Annotated in this window: 27 protein-coding genes; 6 read left to right on the top strand and 21 right to left on the bottom strand. The window is 73.2% G+C overall.

Annotated elements, in window-relative coordinates:
• Positions 1–24 precede the first annotated feature (24 nt).
• Both rpmI and infC read right to left on the bottom strand, forming a co-directional pair.
• Complete coding sequence (gene rpmI, locus ASF78_RS16240) at positions 25–219, bottom strand: 50S ribosomal protein L35 (protein ID WP_028046910.1); 195 nt, start codon at positions 217–219, stop codon at positions 25–27.
• 94 nt (positions 220–313) lie between these two features.
• A complete protein-coding gene (gene infC / locus ASF78_RS16235) occupies positions 314–1426 on the bottom strand; it encodes a translation initiation factor IF-3 (protein ID WP_235518655.1) in 1113 nt (370 codons plus the stop codon).
• Positions 1427–1795: 369 nt separating this feature from the next.
• Between infC and ASF78_RS16230 the strand changes: the two genes are divergently transcribed.
• On the top strand, positions 1796–2164 hold the full coding sequence (locus ASF78_RS16230; RefSeq protein ID WP_056591651.1) for a DUF1844 domain-containing protein: 369 nt from the start codon (positions 1796–1798) through the stop codon (positions 2162–2164).
• Here ASF78_RS16230 and ASF78_RS16225 read toward each other — a convergent pair.
• On the bottom strand, positions 2145–3428 hold the full coding sequence (locus ASF78_RS16225) for an MFS transporter (protein ID WP_082495128.1): 1284 nt from the start codon (positions 3426–3428) through the stop codon (positions 2145–2147). The two genes, ASF78_RS16230 and ASF78_RS16225, sit on opposite strands and share 20 nt — an antisense overlap.
• A gap of 118 nt (positions 3429–3546) precedes the next feature.
• Between ASF78_RS16225 and ASF78_RS16220 the strand changes: the two genes are divergently transcribed.
• From ASF78_RS16220 to ASF78_RS16210, 3 genes are read left to right on the top strand one after another with little or no spacing between them, the layout of a single operon-like run.
• Positions 3547–4218, top strand: coding sequence for a hypothetical protein (locus ASF78_RS16220; RefSeq protein WP_235518637.1), 672 nt, complete (start codon positions 3547–3549; stop codon positions 4216–4218).
• Positions 4215–4937: a trypsin-like peptidase domain-containing protein gene (locus ASF78_RS16215; protein WP_056591648.1), complete on the top strand. Its 723-nt coding sequence runs from the start codon at positions 4215–4217 to the stop codon at positions 4935–4937. Before ASF78_RS16220 ends, ASF78_RS16215 begins: the two co-directional genes overlap by 4 nt.
• Positions 4938–4957: 20 nt before the next feature.
• Positions 4958–5362: a spore germination protein GerW family protein gene (locus tag ASF78_RS16210; protein ID WP_056591645.1), complete on the top strand. Its 405-nt coding sequence runs from the start codon at positions 4958–4960 to the stop codon at positions 5360–5362.
• Here the strand turns inward: ASF78_RS16210 and ASF78_RS16205 are convergent.
• From ASF78_RS16205 to hisD, 10 genes are all read right to left on the bottom strand, one after another.
• Positions 5359–6084: an SseB family protein gene (locus ASF78_RS16205; RefSeq protein WP_056591642.1), complete on the bottom strand. Its 726-nt coding sequence runs from the start codon at positions 6082–6084 to the stop codon at positions 5359–5361. The genes ASF78_RS16210 and ASF78_RS16205 overlap by 4 nt on opposite strands.
• Complete coding sequence (gene priA / locus ASF78_RS16200; RefSeq protein WP_056591640.1) at positions 6081–6821, bottom strand: bifunctional 1-(5-phosphoribosyl)-5-((5-phosphoribosylamino)methylideneamino)imidazole-4-carboxamide isomerase/phosphoribosylanthranilate isomerase PriA; 741 nt, start codon at positions 6819–6821, stop codon at positions 6081–6083. The genes ASF78_RS16205 and priA overlap by 4 nt, the downstream gene beginning before the upstream one ends.
• The gene (locus tag ASF78_RS16195) at positions 6818–7498 is read right to left on the bottom strand and encodes an imidazole glycerol phosphate synthase subunit HisH (protein WP_235518635.1); all 681 of its coding nucleotides are present in this window, start codon (positions 7496–7498) and stop codon (positions 6818–6820) included. The genes priA and ASF78_RS16195 overlap by 4 nt, the downstream gene beginning before the upstream one ends.
• A 59-nt stretch (positions 7499–7557) precedes the next feature.
• Positions 7558–8049, bottom strand: coding sequence for a hypothetical protein (locus ASF78_RS16190; RefSeq protein WP_056591633.1), 492 nt, complete (start codon positions 8047–8049; stop codon positions 7558–7560).
• On the bottom strand, positions 8049–8663 hold the full coding sequence (gene hisB / locus ASF78_RS16185; protein ID WP_056591630.1) for an imidazoleglycerol-phosphate dehydratase HisB: 615 nt from the start codon (positions 8661–8663) through the stop codon (positions 8049–8051). Before hisB ends, ASF78_RS16190 begins: the two co-directional genes overlap by 1 nt.
• The gene (locus ASF78_RS16180; protein ID WP_056591628.1) at positions 8660–9775 is read right to left on the bottom strand and encodes a histidinol-phosphate transaminase; all 1116 of its coding nucleotides are present in this window, start codon (positions 9773–9775) and stop codon (positions 8660–8662) included. Before ASF78_RS16180 ends, hisB begins: the two co-directional genes overlap by 4 nt.
• Positions 9776–9784: 9 nt before the next feature.
• Positions 9785–10780: an NAD(P)-dependent oxidoreductase gene (locus tag ASF78_RS16175; protein ID WP_255354832.1), complete on the bottom strand. Its 996-nt coding sequence runs from the start codon at positions 10778–10780 to the stop codon at positions 9785–9787.
• Positions 10777–13332 carry an alpha/beta fold hydrolase gene (locus tag ASF78_RS16170; RefSeq protein WP_369816342.1) on the bottom strand — a complete coding sequence of 852 codons (2556 nt, stop codon included), beginning with the start codon at positions 13330–13332 and terminating at the stop codon, positions 10777–10779. Before ASF78_RS16170 ends, ASF78_RS16175 begins: the two co-directional genes overlap by 4 nt.
• Positions 13326–14348, bottom strand: a complete 1023-nt coding sequence (locus ASF78_RS16165; protein ID WP_056591621.1) for a 3-oxoacyl-ACP synthase III — start codon at positions 14346–14348, stop codon at positions 13326–13328. The genes ASF78_RS16170 and ASF78_RS16165 overlap by 7 nt, the downstream gene beginning before the upstream one ends.
• Before the next feature lie 76 nt (positions 14349–14424).
• Positions 14425–15747 carry a histidinol dehydrogenase gene (gene hisD / locus ASF78_RS16160; protein ID WP_056591811.1) on the bottom strand — a complete coding sequence of 441 codons (1323 nt, stop codon included), beginning with the start codon at positions 15745–15747 and terminating at the stop codon, positions 14425–14427.
• A 111-nt stretch (positions 15748–15858) separates the two neighbouring features.
• Between hisD and ASF78_RS16155 the strand changes: the two genes are divergently transcribed.
• Positions 15859–16089: an RNA-binding S4 domain-containing protein gene (locus ASF78_RS16155; protein ID WP_056591618.1), complete on the top strand. Its 231-nt coding sequence runs from the start codon at positions 15859–15861 to the stop codon at positions 16087–16089.
• Between the two features lie 4 nt (positions 16090–16093).
• Here the strand turns inward: ASF78_RS16155 and ASF78_RS16150 are convergent, their stop codons facing one another.
• Together ASF78_RS16150 and ASF78_RS16145 are read right to left on the bottom strand one after the other, a co-directional pair.
• Positions 16094–16591, bottom strand: a complete 498-nt coding sequence (locus tag ASF78_RS16150) for an SRPBCC family protein (RefSeq protein WP_056591615.1) — start codon at positions 16589–16591, stop codon at positions 16094–16096.
• The gene (locus ASF78_RS16145) at positions 16581–16904 is read right to left on the bottom strand and encodes a helix-turn-helix transcriptional regulator (RefSeq protein WP_056591612.1); all 324 of its coding nucleotides are present in this window, start codon (positions 16902–16904) and stop codon (positions 16581–16583) included. The genes ASF78_RS16150 and ASF78_RS16145 overlap by 11 nt, the downstream gene beginning before the upstream one ends.
• 72 nt (positions 16905–16976) lie before the next feature.
• Here ASF78_RS16145 and ASF78_RS16140 point away from each other — a divergent pair, with 72 nt between their 5' ends.
• Positions 16977–17543, top strand: coding sequence for a peroxiredoxin (locus ASF78_RS16140; protein ID WP_056591609.1), 567 nt, complete (start codon positions 16977–16979; stop codon positions 17541–17543).
• Here the strand turns inward: ASF78_RS16140 and dnaE are convergent.
• The 6 genes from dnaE to ASF78_RS16110 form a co-directional block, all read right to left on the bottom strand.
• Positions 17524–21063 (bottom strand): DNA polymerase III subunit alpha, encoded by a 3540-nt coding sequence (gene dnaE, locus ASF78_RS16135; RefSeq protein WP_056591606.1) that lies wholly within the window; start codon positions 21061–21063, stop codon positions 17524–17526. The genes ASF78_RS16140 and dnaE overlap by 20 nt on opposite strands.
• Positions 21064–21073: 10 nt before the next feature.
• Positions 21074–21595, bottom strand: coding sequence for a GNAT family N-acetyltransferase (locus ASF78_RS16130; RefSeq protein ID WP_056591603.1), 522 nt, complete (start codon positions 21593–21595; stop codon positions 21074–21076).
• Positions 21592–22530: an RluA family pseudouridine synthase gene (locus ASF78_RS16125; protein WP_056591600.1), complete on the bottom strand. Its 939-nt coding sequence runs from the start codon at positions 22528–22530 to the stop codon at positions 21592–21594. The genes ASF78_RS16130 and ASF78_RS16125 overlap by 4 nt, the downstream gene beginning before the upstream one ends.
• Entirely contained in the window at positions 22523–23146 is a 624-nt protein-coding gene (locus tag ASF78_RS16120; protein ID WP_056591597.1) for a signal peptidase II, read from the bottom strand. Before ASF78_RS16120 ends, ASF78_RS16125 begins: the two co-directional genes overlap by 8 nt.
• 20 nt (positions 23147–23166) lie before the next feature.
• On the bottom strand, positions 23167–23628 hold the full coding sequence (locus ASF78_RS16115) for a TraR/DksA family transcriptional regulator (protein ID WP_056591594.1): 462 nt from the start codon (positions 23626–23628) through the stop codon (positions 23167–23169).
• Between the two features lie 163 nt (positions 23629–23791).
• Entirely contained in the window at positions 23792–24475 is a 684-nt protein-coding gene (locus ASF78_RS16110) for a DivIVA domain-containing protein (protein WP_056591809.1), read from the bottom strand.
• Between the last annotated feature and the right edge of the window lie 113 nt (positions 24476–24588).

The raw sequence follows: 24588 nt of genomic DNA, 5'->3' as shown, positions 1-24588 counted from the left end.
CGGGGCGCAGGTGCGCCCCCGGGATCACTTCCCGAGCAGCTTCTTGATACGGGGGGCGTCGGCAGGGGAGACGACGAGGTCGCCGGCGATGCGGCGGGTGCGGCGGCTCGACTTGTGCTCGAGCAGGTGGCGACCGCCGGCCTGCTCGCGCATGACCTTGCCGGTCCCGGTGACCCGGAAGCGCTTCTTGGCACCGGAGTGCGTCTTGTTCTTCGGCATGGCTGCCGTGTCTCCTTGTCCTTCACATCGCACGGGTTCGTACGACTCGTCTGGTGCGGTCCGACCGGGGGGCCGGGCCGTCCGTTCGTGCTGGCTAGCTCGCCTCTTCGGAGGCCGTCGTGCTGGTCTGTGCCTTCGCCGGAGCGGCCGGACCAGGTCGCGGCGCGGGCCGCGGCGTGGCGCTCGGTCGGGGTGTGGCCGGCTTGGGTGTGGCGGCCGGCTTCGGCGTCGCCGGCTTCGCGGCCGCCGACGCCGCGGGCTGCGACGTCGTGGGAGCCGCTGCCGGCGTGGTTGCGGGTGCGGGTCGTGCAGCGGCCGCGGGACGCGATGCCGCGGCGGGTCGCGCTGCCGCGGCCGGACGCGGTGTCGTCGCACGGGGTGCGGCGGCGGGTGCGGGCGGGCGCGGGGTGCTGGGACGCGATGCCGCCGGACGCGGGGCGGCTGCGGGCTTCTCGACCGGAGCAGGAGCCTCGGCCACGACCTCGACCGGGGCGGCGACCTCGGCGGGCGCCTCGACCTCGGCCGGAGCGTCGACAGCGGCCGGCGCGTCGACCACCGGAGCGGTCTCGGCGACGACAGGTGCCTCGGCGGCAGCCGGCGTGACGGGCTCGGCCTGCTCGACCGGGTTCGCCGCAGCGGCAGCGGCAGCAGCAGCGGCCGCGGCGTTCTGCTCACGGGCCGCAGCAGCCTGCGCCGCACGACGCTGCTCCTGCTTCTGGTCGGCCTTCTTCTTCATCGGGCCGAGCACCATGATCATGTTGCGCCCGTCCTGCTTGGGCATGCTCTCGATGAAGCCGAGCTCGGACACGTCGTCCGCCAGCCGCTGCAGCAGGCGCACGCCCATCTCCGGGCGCGACTGCTCGCGACCGCGGAACATGATCATGACCTTGACCTTGTCGCCGGCCGTGAGGAACCGCTCGACGTGGCCCTTCTTGGTGCCGTAGTCGTGCGGGTCGATCTTCAGCCGGAAACGGATCTCCTTGAGGACCGTGTTCGTCTGGTTCCGCCGGGCCTCACGGGCCTTCATGTCTGCTTCGTACTTGAACTTGCCGTAGTCCATGATCTTGCAGACAGGCGGACGAGCGTCAGGCGCCACCTCGACGAGGTCGAGGTCGGCGTCCTGGGCCAGGCGCAAGGCGTCCTCCACGCGGACGATGCCGACCTGCTCGCCGTTGGGGCCGACCAGGCGGACCTCGGCGACGCGGATCCGATCGTTGATGCGGGGCTCGCTGATGTGGTGCTCCTCAGGTTCGTCGTGGGTGACCGCCGCGAACGAGGAAGGCCCCCGTCCTGGTCACAGGAGGAGGCCTCGTGGTCCGCCAGGCGGGCACGGCCGGAGCCATGCTCACGCCACCGGGAGCGGCTCGCGCCGTCCGGTGCGGACTGTGACCCGGTCTCTGTCGACGACACGCATCCAACGCGCCGTACGGTCGAGGCCCAGGTGGGAGGAACTCCACTTGTGCGCCTGGGCAGCAAGAATCACCACCCAGGTCAGTCGACTGCCTAGGTTACCAGAGCGGGCCCGAACACCCGAATCGGTGCCGGGTGTCCCCTGCGCCGGTGAGAGGATCGGCGCATGAGCGAGACCAGCCCGGACACCGACCCCACCACGACCGCGACCCGCGACATCGCCGACGTCGCCGCGGTCGAGGTCATCACGACCGCCGCCGTCCACCTCATGAGCGCCGCCGCCGTGAAGTGCGGGCTCGCGGAGGACGGACCGACCGGCGCCGGCGCCGACTTCCTCGACCTCGACGAGGCCCGCAAGCTCATCACCGCGCTCGCCGCGCTGGTCACGGCCTCGGCCCCCGACATCGGCAACCAGCACGCGCGTTCCCTGCGCGACGGGCTGCGCTCGCTCCAGCTCGCGTTCCGCGAGGCCTCGCCCTTCCCCGACGCCCCGGGCGAGGGACCGGGCGAGAAGTTCACCGGCTCGGTCGTCTGACCCGGACGCGGTGGGTCGCCGCCGCGCCCCGCCGGCGGACCGCACGCACCGTCGGCACGTGCCGCGGAGCGGGACGCTCCGTCACCACGGCGGCCACCCGACCGCGCCCGCGGCCGAGCGCGAGCACGACGAGCCCGCCGACGGCGAGGCCACCACCGACCACCGCCGCGGTGAGGAAGCCGGCCCCCGGGCTCGCGCGGTCGATCACCGCACCGCACAGCGGCGCACCGAGCGCGTTGCCGACGGTCGACATCGTGCCGCTCCACCCCATGACCTCGCCGCGCCGGTGCTCCGGGACCAGCCGGACGAGCGACGCGTTGATCGAGGAGAGCGCGGGTGCGCAGGGCAGCCCCGCGACGACGACCGCGACCGCGAGCCAGACCGGCCCGCTCACGAACGCGGCGGGTACCGTCGCCAGCGCCAGCAGAGCGACGAGCAGCAGCGGCGAGGGGTTACGGTGGCTGGCGCCGTGCACCAGTCCCCCGACGACCGACCCGCCCGCCCACAGCGCGATCATCCAGCCGACGTCGGCGGAGCGGCCGGAGTCGTTGAGCGTCGCGACCAGGGACACGTCTGTCCCGACCAGCACGAACGACGCCGCCACCCCCGCGAGGAGCAGGACGACGAGCGCCGGGCTGACCAGACGCTGCTTCGGGAGCTCCGGGGCCGGCCCGGTCGAGGGCGCGCTGCGTGTCGGCGGGTTCGCCCACATGAGCAGCACGCCACCACCGACCGTCAGCGCCCCCACGACCGTGAGCGCGAGCGAGGTCGACGCCTGCGTCGCCAGCAGCACCCCGACCACCGGCGAGAGCATGAATGTCAGCTCGACCGCGACCGAGTCCAGCGAGAACGCCGCCTTCTGGTGCGCGATCGGGACGAGGACCGACAGCGACTGCCGGCTGACCGAGAAGACGGGCACGAGGAACAGCCCGGCGACGAACGCGGCGCCGATGAGCAGCTCGTAGGACAGGTGCGGCGCGACGAGCCAGACGGCCGACTCGACCACGACCGACGGCGCGATGGCACGCCGGAGCCCGAGCCGGTCGACGAGACGGCCCCGCCAGGGTGCCCCGAGGGCCATGCCGATGGTCGCGGCCCCCACGACGAGGCCGGCCTGGCCGTAGCCGCGGTCGAGCGTCGAGACGACGTGCAGGGTGAGGACCACGCCGACCATCGCCGCGGGGATGCGGGCGAGGAAGGAGACGACGAAGAGTCGCGCGACGCCGGGCAGGCGCAGCACGGCTCCGTAGGTCGTCGAGGGCATCCGACGATTGTCACCGCTGCGGCTCCGTGCCCTCGCCCTGATGTCCCGCCCGGGCACGGGGCCGGCCCAGGAGCACGTACCCCCCGAGACGCACAGACGTGCCTCGTATCCTGGGCGGATGCAGCCCGACGAGCCGCTCCCCCGTGACGTCCAGCCCTCCCGCGCGGAGCCGCCGGTGACGGAGGTCACGCGGGTGAACCCGCCCGTTCCGGCCGTGGCGCCGTGGTACCCGGGCGCGCCCGCAGCACAGCCGGAACCACCCGCGGCTCGTCGGCGTCGGCCCGGCGTGACGACGGTCGTGCTGACGGTCCTGCTCGTCGCGACCGTCGTCGGCGCAGGCCTCGTCCTCGGCCGCATGCTCACGACCAACGAGGCGTGGCAGGCGTCCACGGAGCAGTGGGAGACGCTGGCACGCTCCACGGCGGGCGAGCTCGCGGCGTCGCAGGCCGACCTCGCCGCGACGCAGGCCGAGCTGGACGCCACGACGACGCAGCTCGCCACCGCCCAGCAGCGGATCACCGAGCTCGCCGACGAGAAGGCCCAGCTCGGGGACACCAGCGCGTCGCAGCAGCAGCTCGCCGACTACCAGTCGCGGGTGTCCCAGGCGGCCGGGCAGGTCGCGACGGCACTGGCCAGCTGCGTGGACGGTCAGCAACGGCTCATCGGGTACCTGCAGAACTCCGACCAGTACGACCCGAGCGACCTCGAGCGGTTCACCTCCGACGTGCAGACGGTGTGCGCCCGGGCGACCGACGCCAACGCCGCGCTCCAGCGCGAGCTCGAGCGATGAGGCGACGGCTGGCCGTCGTCGCCCTCCTCGTCCTGACCAGCGGCTGCAGCCTGCTGCCCGGACCGCCGGCGCCGGTGCCGACGGACGTCATGCCCACCGACCTGCCGCAGCAGACCCCGACGTCCAGCGGGAACCTCTCCCCCGACGGCTTCGACTCCGCCCAGAGGATGGCCGTGCGGATCCGGAACATCGGCTGCGGAACCCTGTCGACCGGCTCGGGGTTCGCGCTCGACGACCACACGCTGGTGACCAACCGGCACGTCGTCAGCGACTCGTCGGCGCTCCAGCTCAGCACCTACGACGGCCGGGACATCGGCGCCGCGGCGGCCAGCACGGCCGCTCTCGCCGACCTGGCGATCGTGCGCACCGACGACGCCCTGCCGGCCGCACCCGAGCTCGCGTCCGCAGACCCCGCCGTCGGCGACCAGGTCACGGTCGTCGGGTACCCGCTCGGGCGGGCGCTCACCGTGACCACCGGGCAGGTGCTCGCCAGCCAGACCGACCCGCTCAACGCGAACCTGGGCGCCGTGCTCGTCACCGACGCACCCGTCGAGCACGGCAGCTCCGGGTCGGCTGTGCTCGACAGCGACGGTCGGGTCGTGGGGGTCGTGTACGCGAAGGACTCGAACGGGCACAGTTTTGTGGTGCCCGTGAGCACGCTGCGGTCCATGCTGGACGACGAGGCGTCGTTCACGCCCACCGCGCCCTGCGCCGGCTGACCCGATCCCGGGAGGACCCCATGGCTGTTCCGCACTTCGACCCCGCCAGCCTCACGAACGCGGCGAACGACACGTTCACCGTGCGCCGCGTGTTCGGGGAGGCGTACGAACGCAACGGCACCCTCGTCATCCCGGTCGCGCGGCTCTGGGGCGGGACCGGCTCCGGGTCCGGCGGGGGCGAGATGGGGGTGCCGTCCGCCGGCGCCGCGGGCGAGAACGCTCGCACCGGGGGCCAGGAGGGTCACGGCGGTGGCGGTGGGTACGGCGTGCACGTCAAGGCCGTCGGTGTCTTCGTCGTCGACGAGACCGGTGCGCACTGGCAGCCGGCGCTGGACCTCAACCGCGTGATCCTCGGCGGCCAGGTCGTGCTCGCCGCCGTGCTCGGCACGTTCGCGCTCGCGTGGGCGGTCAAGCGCCGCCACTAGCCCCGGGGACGGATCTCGAGCGAGTCGACCCGGGTCGCCACCAGCTCGGCACCGGCCAGCGCCGCGTTGACCTGCACCAGCACCGCGTCGAGCCCGACGCGGTCCAGGCCGCCGACCAGGGTGACGACGACGGCGACCTCCGCACGCGTGCCGGGCACGGCGTCGGCCGCGACCACTCCGGTCACGGGCGTCACGGCGGCGACGATCGCGTCGCGCACCTCCGGGTCGACACCCTCGGGGGTGACCGCCGGACGCCAGCGTTCCTGCTGCGCGAGGGCCCACACGGCCGGACGCGGGACGAGGACGGTCGTGGGACCGCCCGGGTCGACGACCAGCACCTCCCAGCCCTCGGTCACCGCCGAGAGTGCCGCGCGCGCGACGTCCGACGGCACCGGCCGGGCGTCCGCGCGCCACGCGGCCATCGTCGCGACCGAGGTGAACACCGGCAGGGCCGTCCGCCCGTCGGGGGCCTGCAGCGCGACGATGCCGGCCGAGGCCTCCTTGTCGACGGTGTGCGCGTGGCCGCCGTGCACGACGACGTCCTCGACCTCGAGCTCCGCGAGCACCGGGACGAGCACCCGGGTGCCCGCCAGGGCGTCGACCACGGCGCGGACCGTCCCCGAACGGTCCTGCAGCGCCGCCAGCGCGCCAGCGACCGCGGGGTCCGCGGCACCGTCGTCACCCGCGAACGGGGACGACGGCGGGAGCGCGCGTCCCGTCACGGGCGTCCGGCGACGTCCAGCGCCTCGGGCAGCGTGAACGCGCCGGCGTAGAGGGCCTTGCCGACGATCGCGCCCTCGACGCCGAGCGGCACGAGCGTCCGCAGCACGCGCAGGTCCTCCAGGCTGGAGACCCCGCCCGACGCGATCACGGGGGCGTCCGTCCGGGCACACATCTGCTGCAGCAGCTCCACGTTCGGGCCGTTGAGCATGCCGTCCTTGTTCACGTCGGTCACGACGTAGCGGGCGCACCCGGCGTCCTCGAGGCGGGCGAGCACCTCCCAGAGGTCTCCGCCGTCCTTCGTCCAGCCCCGGGCGGCGAGCGTCGTGCCGCGGACGTCGAGTCCGACCGCGACCTGCGCGCCGTACGACCGGATCAGCCCGGCCGTCCACTCCGGGTTCTCCAGGGCGGCCGTGCCGAGGTTGATGCGGGTCGCACCCGTGCCGAGCGCGCGCTCCACGGAGGCGTCGTCGCGGATCCCGCCCGACAGCTCGACCTTGACGCCCTTGCCGACCAGCTCGGCGGTCACGTCGGCGAGCAGGTCCGCGTTGGACCCGCGGCCGAAGGCGGCGTCGAGGTCGACGAGGTGGATCCACTCCGCACCGCCCGCGTACCAGTCGAGCGCGGCGGACAGCGGGTCGCCGTAGCCCGTCTCGGTGCCTGCGGCGCCCTGGGTCAGGCGGACGGCCTGACCGTCGGCGACGTCGACGGCGGGCAGCAGCTCGAGGCGGTCGGTCATGCGGTCACTCCAGGTGCATCGATGGGGCCGGGGGCAGTGGGACGCAGCGACGAGACCCAGCGGGCGAGCACCGCCGCGCCGGCCGGGCCGGACGACTCGGGGTGGACGGCGAGCGCGACGAGCGGGCCGTTCTCGACGGCGACCACGAACCGCTCGCCGCCGGACGACCAGGTGACCAGGGGCACGACCAGACGGGTGTCCGCGGGCCAGTCGTCGAGCAGGGGGAACGTGCGGGGGGCGCGCGCATCGGGGAGGTGGAAGCCGGCACCGTCGAGCCCTTCGAACAGGGCGGAGCCGGCCGGCACCTGCACCGCGACCTCACCGGGCGGCGCGTCGACGGAGTCCACGACCCCCGCCCACTCCCCCAGGCCCTCCGTCACGGCACCGTCACGGACGACGTCGGTGAACATCACGTGCATGCCGACACCGAGCGCGAGCACCGCGCGGCCTCCGGCCAGCCGGCGGTCGACCACCTGGTCGGCACCGATCGCCCGCAGGGCCGGCATGACGTCCGCGGCCGGCGCGCGGCCGGCGATGACGAGCCCGTCGGCGACGAGGGCTGTCCGCTTGTCCGCGGTGACCACGACGTGCGCACCCGCGCTGGTCAGGGCCTGCGCGAGCGGTCCGTGGTCGTCGGCGCCGTGGTCGAGCACGACGACGAGGGGCTGAGCAGGCACCGGGACACGGTACCCGCGGCTCCGGCGCGGCATGCACGGACGCCGGTCCGCGAGACGACCTACTTGCGCTTGGCGGAGCTCGCGATCGTGCGCATGGCCTGCCAGCGGGACATGCCGACGCTCGTGACGACGCCCTCGACGTCACCCGCCTGCACGGAACCCAGGAGCAGGTCCTCCAGGACCGGCGGCGCGTCGGACAGGACGAGCCCCGCCGGCAGGTCGCCGTCGCGCTCCCCGCCGGCCCAGCGCGACGCGGTGATCTGCCCCTCGCGCCGCTCCAGCAGGATCACCGGGACGGTGCGCAGCAGCTTCGAGATCGCCGCTGCCCCGTCGGCCGCCGCCCGCGGGTCGCGCAGCGCCGCGATGGCACCGATCGGGGTCGGCACGACGTCGACGTCGACCTTCGCGATCGCGCACGCCGCGGCGAGCGGTGCCGGGGCGGCCACCTGCGTGATCACGAGGACCACCGACGGGTCCTCCGCCGGGCCGTCCAGCAACGAGGAGAGGTCGTCGGGGACCTCGAAGTCGTCGGGCAGGTCGTCGCCCGCCATCACAGGGCGCCCTTCGTCGACGGGATGCCCTCGACGCGCGGGTCGAGCGCGACGGCGAACCGCAGCGCCCGGGCGAGCGCCTTGAACTGCGCCTCGACGATGTGGTGGGGGTCCCGGCCCGCGAGCACGCGCACGTGGATGCTGAAGGCGGCGTGGTGCGCGATGGACTCCAGCACGTGCCGCGTGAGCGAACCCGTGAAGTGCCCGCCGATGAGGTGGTACTCCTGACCGGGAGGTTCCCCCGTGTGCACGAGGTACGGACGGCCGGACACGTCGACGACCGCCTGGGCGAGCGCCTCGTCGAGCGGCACCGTGGCGTCCCCGAACCGGGAGATGCCGCGCTTGTCGCCGAGCGCCTGCCGCAGCGCCTCCCCGATCGTGATCGCGACGTCCTCGACCGTGTGGTGCGCGTCGATGTGCGTGTCGCCCGTGGCCTTGACCGTGAGGTCGATCAGCGAGTGCTTGCCCAGGGCGGTGAGCATGTGGTCGTAGAACGGCACGGTCGTGGAGATGTCCGTGCGGCCGGTGCCGTCGAGGTCGAGCTCGACCAGCACGCTCGACTCGCTCGTCGCACGCTCGATGCGCGCGGTACGCCCCGCGTTCTTCGGGCTCACAGTCCTGCCACCTCCACCAGGGCGTCCTGGAACGCCGTCATGTCCTGCGGTGTGCCGACCGACACCCGCAGCCACCCGTCCGGCCCCACCTCGCGGATCAGGACCCCACGGTCGAGCAGACCCTGCCAGATCGAGCGGCGGTCGTCGAACAGGCCGAACAGCACGAAGTTCGCGTCGGAGTCCGCGACGGTCAGGCCGCGCTCCCGGAGCCAGACCACGAGGGCGTCCCGCTCGTCGCGCAGCGACCCGACCTGCGCCATCAGCGCGGGTGCGTGCCGGAGCGCCGCCCGGGCGACCGCCTGCGTCACGGCCGACAGGTGGTACGGCAGCCGCACCACGCGCAGGGCGTCGACCAGCGTCGGCGACGCCGCCAGGTAGCCGACGCGCGCACCGGCCAGGCCGAACGCCTTGGACATCGTCCGGCTGACCGCAAGGTGCGGGTGGCCGGGCAGCAGCTCGAGCGCCGACGGCGTGCCTGCGCGGCGGAACTCGCCGTAGGCCTCGTCGACGACGACGACGCACCCGCCCGGGACCCGCGCCGCGGCGTCGAGCACCGCCAGCACCGTCGCGGCCGGCAGCGCCGTCCCCGTCGGGTTGTTCGGACTGGCCAGGAGCACGACCGACGGCGCGTGCTCGGCGATCGCTGCGCGTGCGACGTCGGGGTCGAGGCTGAAGTCCGCCTCGCGCCGACCGGCGACCCACCCGGTGAACGTGTCGCGGGCGTACTCGGGGTACATCGAGTACGTCGGAGCGAAGGACAGCACGGTGCGACCCGGACCGCCGAACGCCTGCAGGACGTGCAGCATGATCTCGTTCGAGCCGTTGGCGGCCCAGAGCTGGTCCGACGTCAGGTCGGCGCCGGACTCCACCCGCAGGTAGCCGGCGAGGTCGGCGCGCAGGTCCTCGAAGTCGCGGTCGGGGTACCGGTTGAGGCCGGCCGCGGCCTGCGCGACGGCCTCCGCGATGTCGGCGACGACGTCGGCCGCCGGTGCGTACGGGTTCTCGTTGACGTTGAGCAGGTGCGGCACGTCGAGCTGGGGGGCGCCGTAGGGCTCGAGGCCGACGAGGTCCGGGCGCAGCGGCAGCACGCCGCGAGCGAGGTCAGAGGTCACCGGACGAGTCTAGGGAGCCGTCGCGGACGCCTGCCGCGCTGTCCACTCCGCCAGGCGGGCGAGACCGTCGTCCAGCCCGATCTGCGGCGACCAGCCGAGGGCCTCACGCGTGCGCCGCTGGTCGAACCAGTGCGCGGTCGAGAGCTGTTCGGCGACGAACCGGGTCAGCGGGGGCTCGCCCGCCAGCGGGAGCGCGCGCCACGCGGCGTCGAACAGCCCTCCCGCACCGCGGGCGAGGGCGGCAGGGACGTGCCGGTGCGGCACCGGCACCCCGCTGGCCGCACAGATGCCCGCGAGGAGCTCCACGACCGGGCGCGGCTCCCCGTTGGTGACGACGTACGCCTCGCCATAGGCGGCCGGGTCGGCGTGCAGGGCCGCGACCAGGGCGTCCACGGCGTTGTCGACGTACGTGGTGTCGATGAGCGCGGCGCCGTCGCCGAGCACCGGCAACCGCCCCGCCCGCGCACGGTCCACGATCCGGCCGACCAGCTGGGTGTCGCCGGGACCCCAGACGACGTGCGGTCGGACGACGATCACGCGCAGCCCGTCGGGGCCGTGCGCCGCGAGCGCCAGGAGCTCGGCGGTGGCCTTGGTGCGGGCGTAGTGGCCCCGCGCGTGCTCCGGGTCGGCGGGGCCGGCCGCCGCACCGGCCAACGAGCGACCCTGGTGCGCGACGGACGGCGTCGAGACGTGCACGAACCGTCCGACGCCCTCGGTCCGCGCGGCGTCGAGCAGGAGGCGGGTCCCGCCGACGTTGACGGTCTCGAACTCCTCGAGCGGTCCGACGATCGTCACCTTGGCCGCGAGGTGGACGACGGCCTCGCGGTCGCTGACCGCTGCACGGACGACGTCGGGGTCGGTGACCGACCCGGTCACGTCCTGCGCCCCGGCGACCTGGGACGGGCTGCGCTGCAGCGTGCGGACGTCGTGACCTTCGGCGACGAGCCGTGCGGCGACCGCCCGCCCGAGCATGCCGCTCGCCCCGGTGACCAGCACGCGGGTCACAGTCGGGCCTTCTCCCCCGCCAGCACGCGCTCGGCCCACGCGGCGACGCGGGACCGGTCGACCTTCGAGCTGTGCCGGACGTCCGTCGGGAGCTGCTCCACGACCAGCACCGCGGCGACGGTGGTGCCCGCCAGCGCTGCGCGGACCGACGCGGCCAGGCCGCGCTCGGCGACGACCGGACCGTGCGCGTACACCTCCGGCTGCACGACCACGACGACCTGCTGCGCGCCGCGCGGCCCCACCCCGACCACCGCGGCGGAGACCACAGAGTCGACCGTCTGCACCTGCTGCTCCAGCCCGACGGGTGTCCGCACACCGTCCGCGGTCACCAGGACGTGTGCGAGCCTGCCCTCGATCCAGAGCCTGCCGTCGGCGTCGAGGTGCCCGACGTCGCCGGTCCGGTGCCAGCCGGGGTCTCGCGCCGAGGCGTGCTGGGTGAGCCAGAGGGTGTCGTACCGGTCCTTGACGTGCGCGGCCGCGACGAGCACCTCGCCGGTGACGCCGGGCTCCTGGTCGGGCGCCCCCGTCGGTTCGCCGTCGGCGTCGAGCGTGCTGAGCGAGACGCGGACTCCCGCGACAGGCTTCCCGACGCAGACGCCGTCCCCGGGGCCGGCGTCGCGGAGCTCGTCCAGCGACACGTCGGCGACGACGAGCGCCTCCGTCATGCCGTACGGCGTGTGGGCCTGCGCGGCGGGCATCAACGCCGCCGCGGCCTCCAGCAGGTCGATGCCGACGGGGGCGCCCGCCGAGAGGAACAGCCGGACACCGGCGAGCGCCGCGAGCTCCGACCCGTCGGCCGTGCGGACGACCGAGCGCAGCGCGGCGGGCGACGCGAAGACGACCGCCGCGTCGATCGCCCGGACGGCCTCGGCCAGCGCACCGGCCGTGAGGGTGCCCGGTGACGTGACGTCCATGTCGGGGCTCGCACTCGTCGCACCCAGCGCGGGGCCGAGCAGGACGAACGGCGCGAAGGCCGCGACGAGGGGGCTGTCGGGGCCGATCCCGTAGGTGCGCGCCACGACGTCGCGCATCGCGGCGAGCCGGCGGTGCGTGTACACGACACCCTTCGCCGGGCCGGTCGACCCGGAGGTGAACAGGACCGCCGCGTCGGCGTCGGCGTCGGGCCACGGGAGGTCGTCGGTGGAGGCGCGGCCGAGGGCGGCGAGGTCGTCCAGGGACGCGTCGACGCGCAGGCTCCGCGCCACGCCCGCGCGTAGTGGTCCGGCGCTGACGAGGGTCGGCGCCCAGCGCAGCCACCGCGCGGCCACGAGCGCCTTCTCGATCCCGACGACCACGGTGGGGTCCGCCGCGCGCACCGCCCGGGTGAGCCCCTGGACTCCGAGCCCGGCGTCGGCGACGACGACGACCGCCCCGAGCCGCAGGCACGCGTAGAGCACGGCCGTGAGGTCCGCCCCGGGGGGCACGAGGAGGGCGACCCGGTCCCCCGGTCGCACACCGCTCGCGGCCAGGCCACGGGCCAGCTGGTCCGTCCGGGCGGCGAGCGCAGCCCAGCTCACCCGGCGGGAGCGCGGGCCGGCCAGCTCGATCAGGGCGGTGCCGTCGTCGTCGGCCCGCTCGACGAGGGTGGCGCCGAGGGCCCGGTACGGCTCGTCGGGCACCGCGGGTGTCGCCGGGACCTCGCGGGCGTCGAGCCAGCGCAGGACCGCCCCGGCGACGTCCTCGTCCTCGACCACCAGGTGGCCGGCACCCTCGAACCGGTGCACGTCCGCGTGCGGCAGCCGGTCGCGCAGATCGCGCAGGTAGCGCGCGGAGAAGACCGGGTCGCGCGGACCCCAGAGCAGCAGAGCCGGCACGTCGAGGCCTCGGACCCCTGCGGCGATCCGGTCGAGCTCGGGACGGCTCGGGTGGTCGGCGGCCGCGGGGATGTCCGCGACGAACCCGCCGATCCCGGCGCGCCGGTCGGCGGTCCGGTACGGCGCACGGAAGCCGTCCGCCACGGCGGGCTCGAGGCGGGGGTGCGCGAGCGCGAGCGTGGTCTCGAGGAACGCGGGAGTGGTGACCGTGCTCACCGGCAGGACGCCGCGGGCCGTCGCGACGCGCAGCGCGGCGGGCATGGCGTCGTCCACCTCGTGGTGCACGGCGGTGTTCGTCAGCACGACGCCCGCCAGCAGGTCCGGGTGGTCGAGCGCCCAGCCGAGGCTGACGAGCCCGCCCCAGTCGTGCCCGACGGTGACGACCGGACCGACGAGCCCGAGGTGGTCGGTCAGCGCGCCGAGGTCGGCGACCCGGTAGGCCAGGCGGTGCTGCTCGCCGGTCCGCTCGGAGTAGCCCATCTCCAGCTGGTCGACGGCGATCACGCGCCACGGCTGCTCCGACCGTGCGCCTGCTGCCACCAGGCGGCGCCACAGGAACGACCACGTCGGGTTGCCGTGCACGCACAGCAGCGTGCCGACGGGCTCGGCGCCCAGCGTGGAGCCGTTGTCGAGCAGGTGCCACGACCGCGACCCCACCTCGACCGTCCGCGACCAGCGCGGGTCGATCCCCCCGGCCGCGAGGACGTCCGCGGGCGGTCGCGACGCCGCGGTCACCAGACGATCTCGGCCATCGCGGTGTGCAGGCCCGAGCCGACGCCCATGCACAGCACCCGGTCGCCGGTGCGCAGCGAGTCGGCCTGGTCCGCGAGGGTCATCGGCAGCGCGGCCGGCCCGACGTTGCCCCAGCGCGGGAAGGTCGTCGGCACCTTGTCGACGTCCAGGTCCAGTGCCTCGACGATCGATCGGGTGTGCACGGACGAGACCTGGTGCGTGACGATGCGGTCGACGCCCGCCCAGTCCCACTCCGGCTGCGCCTCGTGCCACGCGTCCACGACCAGCTCGAGCCCGCCGGCGAGGAGCCCCGCGGGATCGGTCTTCATCCCCTCGACACCACCGACGCACAGCTCGTGGTGCTGCGTCGCCGACCGGGCGACCCCGCCGACCAGCCGGTGCGCGCCGGGATGCAGGTGCGCGGGACCGAGGACGGCAGCGGCCGCACCTGCCCCGAGCGTGAGGGTCGCGAACTCCTCGAGGAACTGCTCCCGGGTGGTCCCCGGCGCGGTCAGCCGGTCCAGCGTGGCCTCCTGCGTCGGACGCGGGTCCTCGCCGTTGACGATCACCGCGTACCGGATCTGCCCCGAGTCGATCAGCTGCGCGGCGAGCGTCATGCCGTTGACGAAGCCGAGGCACGCGTTCGTCAGGTCGAACCCGAGCGCGCTCGACGGCAGGGACAGGCCCGAGTGGATGCGGGAGGCGACCGACGGCTCGAGGAACGTCCTGGTCACGGACGTGTTGATGAGCAGGCCGACGTCGCCCGCGTCGATCCCGGCCTCGGCCAGCGCCTTCGCGCCGGCGGCGGTCGCGGCGTCGTCGAACGTCATCTTGTCGTCCCACCAGCGCCGCTCGTGCACGCCCGCGACGCGGGACAGCAGGCCGCCCGGGAGGCGCAGGCGCTTCAGGGTGGGGGCGAGGCGCTCGTCGAACACGGTCGACGGGACGACGACCGGCGCCTCGATGCCGACGACGGCCAGGAGCGCGACGTCACGGTGGCGGAACGTCGCGTTGCCTGTCACAGGCTGTCCTCTCGACGGGGGCGTGGGTCGTGGGCGCGCACGTCGGCGCGGTCGCTGGGTGTGCGCACGTGATGACTCAGAATCTGGCCCGCACCGCCTCGCCGTGCGCGGGGAGTCCTTCGGCGTCCGCGAGCGCGACGATCTTGTCCGCGACCTCCGCGAGCGCGTCGGCGTCGTACTCGATGACCTGCACGGCGCGCAGGAACGAGTGCACCCCGAGGCCGCTGGCGAAGTGCGCGCAGCCCCCGGTCGGGAGCACGTGGTTGGAGCCGGCCATGTAGTCGCCGAGCGAGACCGGCGAGTACGCGCCGACGAAGATCGCCCCGGCGCTCGTGACGCGCTCCGCGAGCTCGGCGGCGCCGACCGTCTGGATCTCCAGGTGCTCGGCGCCGTACGCGTTGACCACGTCGAGGCCCTGCTCCAGGTCGTCGACGAGGACGATCGCGGACTGCCCGCCCCGCAGTGCCGTCGTGACCCGCGCGCGGTGCATGGTGGCGTCGACCCGGTCGATGAGCTTGGCCTCCACCGCCCCCGCCAGCTCGACCGACGGCGTCACGAGGACGGCGGCCGCCAGCGGGTCGTGCTCGGCCTGGGAGACCAGGTCGGCGGCGACGTGGGACGCGTCGGCGGTGCCGTCGGCCAGGATCGCGATCTCGGTCGGTCCGGCCTCGGCGTCGATGCCGACGATCCCGCGCACGAGCCGCTTGGCGGCGGCGACGTACACGTTGCCGGGGCCGGTGACGACGTCGACGGGCTCGCAGAGCGTCTCGCCGTCCACGTCCTCGGCGCCTGCGGCACCGTAGGCGAACATCGCGATCGCCTGGGCGCCGCCGACGGCGTACACCTCGTCGATGTCCAGGAGCGCGCAGGTGGCGAGAACCACCGGGTCGGGCAGGCCGTCCTGGTCCTTCTGCGGGGGCGACGCCACGCCGAGCGAGCCGACGCCTGCTGCCTGCGCGGCGACCACGTTCATGACCACCGACGACGGGTACACCGCGAGCCCGCCCGGGACGTACAACCCGACGCGACGGACCGGTACCCACCGCTGGCGGACCTGCGCGCCCGGACCGAGCTCGACGGTGAAGTCGGCCGGTCGCTGGGCGCCGTGCACCTGCCGGACGCGCCGGATGGTCTCCTCGAGCGCCGCCCGGACGTCCGGGTCGAGCACCCCGACCGCGGCGGCGATCACGTCCGCCGGGACGCGCAGGTGTTCCGGGCGGACGCCGTCGAACCGCTCGGCCAGGTCGCGCAGCTCGGCGGCGCCGCGGGCGCGGACACCGGCCAGGAGGGGCGCGACGATCTCGGCGGCGTGCTCGACGTCGACCTCGGCACGGGGAAGCTCAGCCAGGAGCTCGCGGCGCGACAAGGAGCGACCGCGCAGGTCGATGCGGGTGATCACGTTCCCGAGCATAGGACGGACACCTGCGCGCGGCCTGACCACGACCACCGGATGGGCCGTGCGCTGCACCACAGTGCCTCGGACGAGCCACCAGCGAGGCAGACTGCTCCCATGACTGCTTCCTCGACCGAGGTGCCCATCTCCGACGACTCGATCCGGCTCGGCCAGTTCCTCAAGCTGGCCGACCTCGCCGACTCCGGTGCGCACGCCCGCGAGCTGCTCGAGGACGGTGCCGTCACCGTGAACGGTGAGGACGAGAAGCGCCGCGGCCGCCAGCTGGTCAAGGGTGACGTCGTCGAGGTGGACCTGCCGACGGGCTACAAGGAGGCCACGGTCGGCTGACCGGTCACCCCTCCCGGTAGCGCGGCAGCGCCGCCGTGAACAGGTCGTCCCACGCGCGGACCGCGCGGTCGGCGACGTAGTCGTCGAGCTGGTCCAGGGAAGCGTGCCAGCCGCCGCCGTAGCCGCGGGCCGCCGCCTCCTCCAGGTCGAGGTGCTCGAGCACGAGAACCGCCCCGTCGCCGTCCGCGCGGACCTCGACCGTCACCCGGCTCTCGGGCTCCCCGGGGAACTGCCACCCGACCACCAGCCGGCGCGGTGCGTCGCACTCGAGGACGTCGCCGACGGCGTTCTGCGACGAGCCGGCGACGTCGTCGCCCATGCGCAGCTCGTACCGACCTCCGACGACGAGGTCGCCGTAGACCGGGCCGAGCCAGCGCGCCAGCCGGTCCGGGTCGGTGACCGACGACCACAGGTCCTCGGGTGTCGTCGCGTAGCGCCGCTCGAAGCGGACCGTCACACCGTTCGGGGTCGCTGTCAGCACACCCCACACATCAGTCGTCATCTCGGCTCCTCCGCCCGCGGGCGATCTCGGTCTCCAGTGCGTCCAGGTGCCCGTCCCAGAACCTGCGGATGCCGCGCGCCCAGGCCTCGACCTGGTCGAACGCCTCGGGCCGGACCGAGTAGAGCCGGACCGCGCCCTGCGGCACCGAGTCCACGACGCCGGCCTCCCGCAGCACCCGCAGGTGGCGCGACGCGGCCGGCTGGCTGATGCCGAACTCCGCCCCGACCGCGGTCGCCAGCTGACCGGCGCTGCGTTCACCGTCGGCGAGGAGCTCGACCAGCCGCCTGCGGACCGGGTCCCCCAACGCATCCATCACCTGCACACGGCCGATACTTCCACTGTGGGTTATATAACGCAAGCGTCATATGCAGTAGTCTCGCCCCCCGTGGACCTCACCCGCCTGCCCGACGACCTGCCCGCACCCGCTGACGACAGCGCGGCAGACCACCTCGCCGGCGCTCGGCTCCCCGCGGTCGCCCTGCCCGCGACGGACGGGTCAGTGGTGGCGCTCGACCAGCTGGGCGCCGGGCGCACGATCCTCTACGCCTACCCGCTCACCGGCCGGCCCGGCACCGCCCTGCCCGACGACTGGGACGCCATCCCCGGCGCACGTGGCTGCACCGCCGAGGCGTGCGCGTTCCGCGACCACCACAGCGACCTGCTCGCCGCCGGCGCGTCCGCGGTGTACGGCCTGTCGACCCAGGACACCGACTACCAGCGCGAGGCCGTCGACCGGCTGCACCTGCCGTTCCCGATGCTCAGCGACGAGTCCTTCGCCCTCACGCGCGCGATGGACCTGCCCACGTTCGAGGTCGCCGGCCGGGCGCTGCTGCGCCGCCTCACGATGGTCGTGCGCGACGGGGTCGTCGAGAAGGTCTTCTACCCCGTCTTCCCGCCAGACCAGCACGCGGCCGAGGTGCTGGCGTGGCTGGTCAGGACGCCAGGCAGCTAGGCCCGAGCAGCGCCTTCAGGTCACCGAACAGCGAGGGTGACCGCTCGACGCGCAGCCCGTGGTCGAGTCGCATGACCGTCGCGCGCCCGGGGCTGGTGAGCCGGAGGTGCACCTCGGTGACGCCCGGGTGCGTGGACAGCACCTCGCGCAGCCGTTCGACCACCGGCGGTGTGCACCGGGAGACCGCCATGGACACGACGACCGGGGCGTCCGCCGCCTGCGACACGTCCGGCAGCGACACCTCCATGGCCTGCAGCTGCATGGTCTCGTCGCGCCGCCGCACGCGTCCCCGGATCACGACGACCGCGTCCTCGGCCAGCGCCGTGGAGTACGCCAGGTACGTCTCGCCGAAGAACATGATCTCGACCGAGGCCTCCATGTCCTCGATCGTGACCGCGGCCCACGGGTTGCCCTGCTTCGACATCTTGCGCTGCAGCGACGTGATGAGCCCGGCGATGACCACCGTGGAACCGTCCGGCCGCTGCTCGTCCTGCAGCAGCGTGGCGATCGACACATCGGCCGCGGCGGCCAGCACGTGCTCGAGCCCCGACAGCGGGTGGTCCGACACGTACAGGCCGAGCATCTCCCGCTCGAACGCGAGCCGCTGCTTCTTGTCCCAGTCCGGCAGGTCCGGCACGACCACCGCGAAGCCCTGCGCGCCGTCGTCACCGCCCATCAGGTCGGCGAACAGGTCGAACTGGCCCTCGGCCTCCTTGCGCTTCACGCCGATCACGGAGTCGACCGCCTGCTCGTGCACCAGCAGCAGCGCGCGGCGCGCGTGCCCGAGCGAGTCGAACGCCCCGGCCTTGATGAGCGACTCGATGGTCCGCTTGTTGCAGACGACGGCCGGCACCTTGTCCAGGAAGTCGGTGAAGGACGTGAACGCGCCCTTCTCCTCGCGCGCCCGCACGATCGCGTCGACCACGTTGGCGCCGACGTTGCGGATGGCCGTCAGACCGAAGCGGATGTCCTTGCCGACGGCCGTGAAGTTGGCCGACGAGGAGTTCACGTCCGGCGCGAGCACGGTGATGCCCATGTGCCGGCACTCGCCCAGGTACAGCGCCGACTTGTCCTTGTCGTCGCGCACGCTGGTGAGCAGACCCGCCATGTACTCGGTCGGGTAGTTCGCCTTGAGGTAGGCGGTCCAGTAGGAGATGACGCCGTACGCGGCGGAGTGGGCCTTGTTGAAGGCGTACCCGGCGAACGGCACCAGCACGTCCCACACGGCCTGGATGGACGCGTCGGAGTACCCACGCTCGCGCATCCCGGCCTGGAACGGCACGAACTCCTTGTCCAGGACCTCCTTCTTCTTCTTGCCCATCGCGCGGCGCAGCAGGTCGGCCTGGCCGAGCGTGTAGCCGGCCAGCTTCTGCGCGGCGCGCTGCACCTGCTCCTGGTAGACGATCAGGCCGTGGGTGATGCCCACGACCTCCTCGAGCGGCGCCTCCAGCTCGGGGTGGATGGGCTCCACCTTCTGCAGGCCGTTCTTGCGCAGCGCGTAGTTGATGTGGGAGTTCATCCCCATCGGGCCCGGCCGGTACAGCGCGATGACGGCCGAGATGTCCTCGAAGTTGTCCGGGCGCATCTGGCGAAGAAGCGACCGCATGGGCCCGCCGTCGAGCTGGAACACCCCCAGGGTGTCGCCGCGACCGAGCAGCTCGTACGTCGCCGGGTCGTCGAGCGGGACCTCCTCGATCTTGATGGCCGGCTTGCCGTTCATCTCGATGTTCTCGAGCGCGTCGTCGAGGATCGTGAGGTTGCGCAGGCCGAGGAAGTCCATCTTGATCAGGCCCAGGGCCTCGGACCCCGGCTGGTCGAACTGGGTGATGATCGCGCCGTCCTGCGGGCGCCGCATGATCGGGACGATGTCCACCAGCGGCTCGCTCGACATGATGACGCCGGCCGCGTGGACCCCCCACTGCCGCTTGAGGTTCTCCAGCCCCTTGGCCGTCTCCAGGACGCGCTGCGCCTCGGGGTCGGCCTGGACCACCTGGCGGAACTCGTCGGCCTCCGCGTAGCGCGGGTCCTGCGGGTTGTAGATGCCCGACAGCGTGATGTCCTTGCCCATCACGGCGGGCGGCATCGCCTTGGTGAGCTTCTCCCCCATCGCGAACGGGAAGCCCAGCACGCGCGAGGCGTCCTTGAGCGCCTGCTTGGCCTTGATGGTGCCGTACGTGACGATCTGGGCGACGCGGTCCTCGCCGTACTTGTCCGTCACGTACCGGATGACCTCGCCGCGCCGACGCTCGTCGAAGTCGACGTCGACGTCGGGCCAGGAGACACGCTCCGGGTTGAGGAACCGCTCGAAGATCAGCCCGTGCTCCAGCGGGTCCAGCTCGGTGATGCCCATCGCGTACGACGCCATCGACCCCGCCGCGGACCCACGGCCGGGTCCGACGCGGATGCCCTGGTCCTTGGCCCAGTTGATGAAGTCGGCGACCACGAGGAAGTACCCGGAGAACCCGAGCTGCGTGATGACGCCCGTCTCGTACTCGGCCTGCGTGCGGACGTCCGACGGGATCGTCCCGTGGTACCGCTTCTGCAGGCCGGTCTCGACCTCCTTGATGAACCAGGAGTCCTCGCTCTCCCCCGCCGGGACGGGGAAGTTCGGCATGAAGTTGGCGTCGGTGTTGAACTCCACCTCGCACTGCTCCGCGATGAGGACCGTGTTGTCGCACGCCTCCGGGATCTCCGACCAGGTGCGCCGCATCTCCTCGGCGGACTTCAGGTAGAACTGGTCGGTGTCGAACTTGAACCGGTCGGGGTCGGCCAGGGTCGAGCCCGACTGGACGCACAGCAGCACCTCGTGCGCGTGGCTGTCCTCGTGCTTCGTGTAGTGCAGGTCGTTCGTCGCGACGACGGGGGCACCGATCGACTCGGCGAGGCGCCGCAGGTCCTTGATGACCCGCGTCTCGATCTCGAGCCCGTGGTCCATCAGCTCGACGTAGTAGTTCTCCTTGCCGAACAGGTCCTGCATCTCGCCCGCGGCGCGCACGGCCTCGTCGAACTGCCCCAGCCGGATGCGCGTCTGCACCTCGCCCGACGGGCAGCCGGTCGTCGCGATGAGCCCGTCGCTGTACGTGCTGAGCAGGTCGCGGTCCATGCGCGGCCACTTGCCCATCTGCCCCTCGAGCGACGCCAGCGAGGACATCCGGAACAGGTTGTGCATGCCCTTCGTGGACTTCGCCAGCAGGGTCATGTGCGTGTACGCGCCGCGCGCCGAGACGTCGTCGGACGCCTGGTGCGCCTCGCCCCACCGCACCCGGTTCTGGTCGAACCGGCTGGTCCCCGGCGTGACGTACGCCTCGACGCCGATGATCGGCTTGATCCCGTGGTTCCTGGCCTTCTGCCAGAAGTCGAACGCCCCGAACAGGTACCCGTGGTCGGTGATGGCGACGGCCGTCTGACCGAGCCGGTTCGCCTCGGTGAACAGGTCGTCCAGGCGTGCCGCGCCGTCGAGCATCGAGTACTCGGTGTGCACGTGGAGGTGGACGAAGTCGGAACCCCCAGCTGATGCCATGCGGGCGATCCTACGTCGCCCCGGTGACACTCCCCGGCGCGTCGCGAGCTGTGTCGGGAGACGTGACGACCTTCACCGCGTCGCGGTGCCAGATGGCCTCGTCGAGGTACCGCTCGGGCCGGGCCACGTAGCCCAGCCGGTCGTAGAAGCCGAGCGCCTGCTCCTGCGCGCTGAGCTCGACGGACACCGTGCGGACGCCGTCCACGACCTCCCCGAACCGCTCGACGGCCTCCGCCTCGAGGGCGGTCATGAGCACCGCACCGACACCGAGACCGCGGGCGGCGGCGGTCACCGCGACCCGCCCGATGTGGGCAGGGTCACCGGAGTCGTGTGGCGGCAGGAGACGCGCCGTGCCCACCGCCGATCCGTCGTCGTCGACCGCGAGGACGTGCAGCGTCGAGGGGTCGTCGTCGAGCGCGTCCATCTCCCGCTCCGGTGCCACGTCCTGCTCCTGCACGAACACGGCCATCCGGATCGCGGTCATGGCCGCACGCTGCTCGGGTGTCTCCACCCGGACGACACGCACGCTCACACGTACCCGTCCTGCAGCACCGCCAACGACCGCGACAGGTCCTCGGGGTACTCGCTGGTCAGCTCCAGCCACTCCCCCGTGCTCGGGTGGTGGAAGCCGAGCCGCATCGCGTGCAGCCACTGCCTAGTCAGCCCAACGCGCGCGGCCAGGCTCGGGTCGGCGCCGTACGTGAGGTCCCCGACGCAGGGGTGCCGCGTCGCCGCGAAGTGCACGCGGATCTGGTGCGTGCGCCCGGTCTCCAGGTGCACCTCGACGAGGGACGCCGCGGGCAGCATCTCGAGCACCTCGTAGTGCGTGATCGACGGCTTGCCGTCGGCGACCACCGCGAACTTCCAGTCCGAGCTCGGGTGCCGGCCGATCGGGGCGTCGATCGTGCCCGTCGTCGGCTCCGGGTGACCCTGCACGAGCGCGTGGTAGACCTTCTCGACGGTGCGCTCCTTGAACGCCCGCTTGAGCACCGTGTAGGCGTGCTCGGACTTGGCGACGACCATCAGCCCGGACGTCCCGGCGTCCAGGCGGTGCACGATCCCCTGCCGTTCCGCCGCACCCGACGTCGAGATCCGGTAGCCGACGGCCACCAGCGCGCCGACGACGGTCGGGCCGGTCCACCCGGGCGACGGGTGCGCGGCGACGCCGACGGGCTTGTCGATGACCACCAGGTCGTCGTCGTCGTACACGATCCGCATGCCGGGCACCGGCTCCGCGACGATCTCGATGCTCTCCGCCGGAGCCACGTCCGGGATCTGGACCTCGAGCCACCCACCGGCGGACAGCCGGTCGGACTTCCCCAGCTCCTTGCCGTCGAGCTGCACGCCACCGGCCTCGGCGATCTCCGCCGCCCGCGTGCGGGACAGGCCCAGCAACCGGGCCAGCGCGGCGTCGACCCGCTCCCCGACCAGCCCGTCGGGCACGGGCATCGCGCGCGTGTCAGGCATTCTGCTCGGTGGCCGTCGTGGAGGGTTCGTCGGCCACGGCCACGGCCTCGTCGTCAGCGGCGTCGTCGTCCGTCTCCGTCTGGCCGTGCCCGTCGCGCGTGCCGTCGATGTGCACACCCAGCGCCGCGAGGATCACGACGAGGACCGCCGCCGAGACGATCGCGATGTCCGCGACGTTGCCGACGAACCAGTCCGCGTACGCGATGAAGTCGACCACGTGGCCCCGCGCGATCCCCGGCTCGCGGACCAGCCGGTCGACCAGGTTGCCGAGCGCGCCGCCGAGCAGCAGACCCAGCGCGACCGCCCACGCCCAGGACCCGATCCGGCGGCTGGCGCGCACGATCACGACGATCACGACCGTCGCGACGATCGTCAGCACCCACGTCATCCCGGTGGCGATGGACAGCGCCGCACCGGGGTTGAAGACGAGCTGCAGACCGAGCAGGTTCCCCACCAGGTCGCGCCGCTCACCCTCGACGAGCGAGCTGATCGCCCACGCCTTCGACAGCTGGTCGAGGACCAGCACGACGGCGGAGAGCGAGAAGAGCGTGATCAGCAGGGCACGCCGACGGGTGCTCGGTGGCGCGTCAGGCTGGTCGTCCGTGGTGGTGGGCACCGCAGGAGTCTACGTGCGCGTCAGCGACGCTCTTCGCGCTGCTTGCACTCCACGCAGAGGGTCGCGCGAGGGAACGCCTGGACGCGCGCCTTGCCGACGGCCTTGCCGCAGGACTCGCACGTGGCGAACGTGCCGGCCGAGATGCGCGACAGCGCGCGGGTGGTCTGCGCGAGCAGGTCCCGCGTGTTGTTCACGAGCGTGAGCTCCTGCTCCCGTTCGAGCGCGGACGACCCGGAGTCCGCCTGGTCGTCGCCGGCCCCGTCCCCGGAGTTGCGCAGGAGATCGGACAGCTCGGCGTCTGCAGCAGCAAGCTCGCTCGTCAGCCGGTCGATGTCGCTGGTGAGCTCTTCCGCGATGTCCTTGACCTCCCGAGCGGTCCACGGCTTCTCGCCGTCCCGCACCGGGAACTGCTTGACCAGCTTGCTCAGGTCCTTGATGTCGGTGCTGACGTCAACCGCGCTGAGCGCGTCGTTGATGGCCACGAGCGGGCCCCCCTGTCCTCGAAGTGTCGCGACTGTATGCGGGCGCAGTCCGGGACACAACACGCCACGCCGGGTGAAACCCGGCGTGGCGGTGTGCAGCTGTCGACCTGACCTGTGGTGATGCACTCGTGCGTCCCGGCGGGTGGTCGCCGGAACACCGTCGTCAGAGGTTCTGGCCGTCACCGACCGTCTGAGGCTGCCCCGAGCGTGGCGGCAACGCGTTGCCCCGGTTGTCGAGGTCACCTAGCAGGTTCTCCAGGTAGCTCTTGAGGCGGGTCCGGTAGTCGCGCTCGAACACCCGCAGCTCGTCGATCTTGCGCTCGAGGAGCGACCGCTCCTGCTCCAGCTGACCGAGCGTGCGCTGTGACGTCTCCTCGGCCTCACGGACGATGCGGTTGGCCTGGCTCTTCGCCTCGCCCACCAGACGGTCGGACTCCTCCTGGCCGCTGCGCACGTAGTCGTCGTGCAGCTTCTGGGCCAGGGCGAGCATCCCCGTGGCGGACTCGGGCTCGCTCGTACGCGGGCCGCTCTGCACCGGCGCGACGATCGGCGCCTGCTGGGCGACCGGCGCGGCGAGCACCGGCGCGGGGGCAGGGACAGGCTCGGGCGTGGGCTCGGGCTTCGGCGCCGGCACGGCCTGCTGGGCGCCTGCGCGGCTCAGCTCGGCGATGCGGCGCTCGGCCGCGGCGAGCTTCGTCTTCAGGTCGTCGTTCTCACCCTGCAGGTCGCGCAGCGTGTTGACGACCTCGTCCAGGAAGTCGTCGACCTCGTCCTGGTCGTAGCCCTCGCGGAACTTCGTGGCCTGGAACTTCTTGTTCAAGACCTCGTCTGCAGTCAGCAGAGCCATCGTCATCACCTCAGTCGGTAGTGCTCGGTCGGGCCGGCGGCAGTCCACCGACCGCCTCGGGCCACGGTAGCGGAGAATGCAGCGAGCGCACGTCCCGGCGACACGTGCAGAGA

The organism is Cellulomonas sp. Leaf334, assembly GCF_001424195.1.
GTDB lineage: Bacteria > Actinomycetota > Actinomycetes > Actinomycetales > Cellulomonadaceae > Cellulomonas.
This window is presented reverse-complemented; position numbering and strand designations above follow the sequence as displayed.